Annotated in this window: 4 protein-coding genes; all 4 read left to right on the top strand. The window is 62.6% G+C overall.

Annotation, left to right across the window (positions count from 1 at the left end; translation table 11 throughout):
• Positions 1 to 959 (top strand): AMP-binding protein (locus OP496_RS16855; RefSeq protein ID WP_280564969.1); only part of this gene is annotated, 959 nt, incomplete at its 5' end.
• The gene (locus tag OP496_RS16850; RefSeq protein WP_280564968.1) at positions 956 to 1645 is read left to right on the top strand and encodes an iron-containing redox enzyme family protein; all 690 of its coding nucleotides are present in this window, start codon (positions 956 to 958) and stop codon (positions 1643 to 1645) included. The genes OP496_RS16855 and OP496_RS16850, both read left to right, overlap by 4 nt.
• Complete coding sequence (locus OP496_RS16845; RefSeq protein WP_280564967.1) at positions 1632 to 2417, top strand: SDR family oxidoreductase; 786 nt, start codon at positions 1632 to 1634, stop codon at positions 2415 to 2417. The genes OP496_RS16850 and OP496_RS16845 overlap by 14 nt, the downstream gene beginning before the upstream one ends.
• A gap of 26 nt (positions 2418 to 2443) precedes the next feature.
• Positions 2444 to 3118 (top strand): hypothetical protein, encoded by a 675-nt coding sequence (locus OP496_RS16840; RefSeq protein ID WP_280564966.1) that lies wholly within the window; start codon positions 2444 to 2446, stop codon positions 3116 to 3118.
• Positions 3119 to 3345 lie beyond the last annotated feature (227 nt).

The following is a 3345-nucleotide window of genomic DNA, read 5'->3' as shown; positions in this document are numbered from 1 at the left end:
CAGTCGCCATGCTGCCACTAGGCACACTGTTGGAGAATATTGGCGGCCTCTACGCACCCTTATGGATGGGAGCGACCAGCATCTTGCCCGGCCTCGCGTCGCTCGGCTGGCAAGGCGCCAGCGGCTTTGACATCGCACTCACTCGCCTTCAACTCGAAAAATACCGTCCTCATAGCCTAATTCTGGTGCCGCAACTACTCGAAGCCTTGCTTGGCGACTCGCCTTATCCAGCAGTTCATGACATGCGTTTCATTGCTGTGGGCGGCGCTCGGGTATCGCCAAGCCTGCTCGATGCCGCCCAAGCTAACGGCTGGCCGGTCTACGAGGGCTATGGCTTGTCCGAATGCGCCTCGGTGATGACCCTAAATCGCCCCGGCGACAACCATCCCGGCAGCGCGGGCCGCCCACTGCCTCACGCGGATGTTCGTCTAACCGACGACGGCGAAGTGCTGGCCGGCGGCAGCACGATGCTCGGCTATCTCGGCGATGACACGCCTCCACCAACGTTCTGGCCGACCGGCGACCTGGGACGCTGGGAAGACGGTCGGCTCGTGCTGGTCGGACGTCGCAAGCAGCTATTCATCACCGCTTACGGACGCAACGTCGACCCCGCTTGGGTCGAGGCCGAACTCACCGCCGAGCTGGTGATCGCACAAGCCTGGGTGCACGGTGAGGCGCTGCCCGCCAATCGCGCACTGCTGGTGCCGGCGCGCTCGGATATTGATGATACCCAACTCACCAAAGCTGTCGCTGCGGCCAACGCCCGGCTACCGGACTACGCACGCATCACCCACTGGCGACGTGCCCAGCCGTTCAGTGCCGCTGAAGGCCTGACCACCGCCAACGGCGGACTGCGCCGCGACACGTTGGCTAGGCACTACCGCGACTGGCTCGATGCGCCTCTCGACACTATGTCCCCCACGACTACGTTCAATCACACCTTGGAGGATACGCCATGAGCGCCTATCAACACCTTCAGCAGGCCACTGCCGACAATCGTGCCTGGCTACTCGCCTCCCCGATCATCCAGCGTGCCCTGGACGGGCGCATCAGCCGCGACGAGTACCTAGCGTTCCTCGGACAGGCCTACCATCACGTCAAGTATACCGTACCGCTGATGATGACTTGCGGCGCGCGCCTCCCTGAGCGTCTCGAGTGGCTGCGTGGCGCATTGGTCGAGTATATCGAGGAGGAGTACGGCCATCAGCGCTGGATCCTCGACGACATCCGTGCCGCCGGCGGCGATCAGGATAGCGTGGCAACCAGTCGACCAGCACCAGCTACCGAGCTGATGGTGCGTTACGTGCGCGACATCATCACGCATGACAACCCGGTAGGCTTCTTCGGTATGGTCTTCGTCCTCGAGGGCACCAGCACCGCGTTGGCCACCAACGCCGCCGTCTCGATTCGCGAGAGCCTCGGTCTGCCCCAGGAAGCGTTCCACTACCTGGAGTCCCACGGCGATCTCGATATCGGCCACCTGGCCTTTTTCGAAGGTCTGATCGACCGCCTCGACGACGATGTCGATCTGCAGGCGGTTATCGATACCGCCAACATGGTCTACCGCCTATACGGCGCGATGTTCCGCGGACTCGACACTACCGACGCCACCTCCACGCAGGAGCTCGCTCATGCGTTGGTGTGATCGACGCGTCCTGCTCACTGGTGCCAGTGGCGGTATCGGCCGCGCCCTGGCCCTGTCACTGGCACGACGCGGCGCGCAGCTTTTACTGGTGGGCCGCAACGCGGTGGCCCTACAAGCGCTAGCCGATGAACTACCGATATCCGCCGAGTGGCGCGCCGTCGACTTGTGCGACGCCGAAGACCGCCAGTGCCTGCTCCAGGCCTCCCGTGAGCAGGATATCGACATGTTGATCAATGCCGCCGGCATCAATCATTTCGGTCTGTTCGCTCACCAGCCGCCGGAGAACGTGAGCGATCTGATTTCGCTCAACGTCACCGCCACGCTGCAGCTCACTCAGGCCATGCTGCCACTGCTCCAGTCCGCCGACGAGGCATGGGTCGTCAATCTCGGTTCGACGTTCGGTGCCATCGGCTATCCGGGCTATGCGAGCTACTGCGCCAGCAAGGCCGCGCTACGTAGCTTCTCGCAGGCCCTGCGTCGCGAGCTCGCCGACACCAAGATTCATATCCACTACGTCGCCCCACGGGCCACGCACACGGCGATGAACGACGCCACGGTGGATGCCCTCAACGCCGAGCTGGGGAACGCCATGGACAGCCCTGAGCAAGTCGCCGAGGAGATCATCCGCGCGGTCAATCAGCGCGCCACCGAACGCCATCTGGGCTGGCCCGAACGATTCTTCGTACGCCTTAATGCCATGCTGCCCGGGGTCGTCGACCGGACACTACGGCGCCAGCTCGGCACCATCCAACGCTTCGCCGGCCGTTCCTAAGCCACGGCCTCTTTCAGAGATCGGTCATGTCCATCACTTCCCGCCTTACCCATCATGCCCGGCGCTTCGCGGTCATCACTACTCTCGCCGGACTGGCACTAAGTCTTTCGCCCGTCGCCTTGGCAATGAGCGATACCGTCACCAGCGGTGTCCATGAGTTGCAGAGCCGCTGGGCACGCATACAGTACAAGACACCTAAAGAGCGTCGCGCCGACGGCTTCAATCAGCTCTATCAGCGCGCCCAAGCGTTGATTAACGACCAACCTGGTGCTGCCGAGCTTTACATCTGGGCCGGCATCATCCGCAGCAGCGAGGCTGGCGCCAAGGGCGGGCTGGGCGCGCTGCCACTGGTCAAGGAGGCCAAGAGCGACCTGGAGAAGGCCCTGTCGCTCGACGCCAATGCCCTGCACGGCTCGGCCTATACCAGTCTCGGCGCCCTCTACTATCAGGTGCCCGGCTGGCCTATCGGCTTCGGCGACGATGACAAAGCGAAAGCGATGCTGCAGAAAGGCCTAGGGCTCAATCCCAATGGCATCGACCCACTCTACTTCTGGGGCGATTTTTTGCATGATCAGGGCCAGGATGTCGCAGCGCGCCAGGCTTTGCAGAAGGCACTCAAGGCCCCACCGAGACCCACTCGCGACGTCGCCGATCAAGGCCGGCGCGAACAAATTCATCAATTACTCGATGAGCTGGATTGAGCGAGAAACGCACGGGTTGTGTTATCGATGGGCTGCCCCCAGAGTAAAGAAATATTGAGCCGACTAACGACTCATTCGATTTCTCTACCGAGGCCACCATGTCCCGACTCTCGCAAATTCCGCTATCCGTGCTCGATCTCGCCCCGATCGCGCATGACGGCACGCCCGCCGAGACCTTCGAACGCATAGTCGATCTCGCCCAGCTCACCGATACTCTGGGCTACAAC

The organism is Chromohalobacter sp. 48-RD10 (assembly GCF_029889785.1).
Classification (GTDB): Bacteria; Pseudomonadota; Gammaproteobacteria; order Pseudomonadales; family Halomonadaceae; genus Chromohalobacter.
The sequence above is the reverse complement of the archived record's forward strand: the minus strand, read 5'-3'. Positions and strand labels throughout refer to the sequence as shown.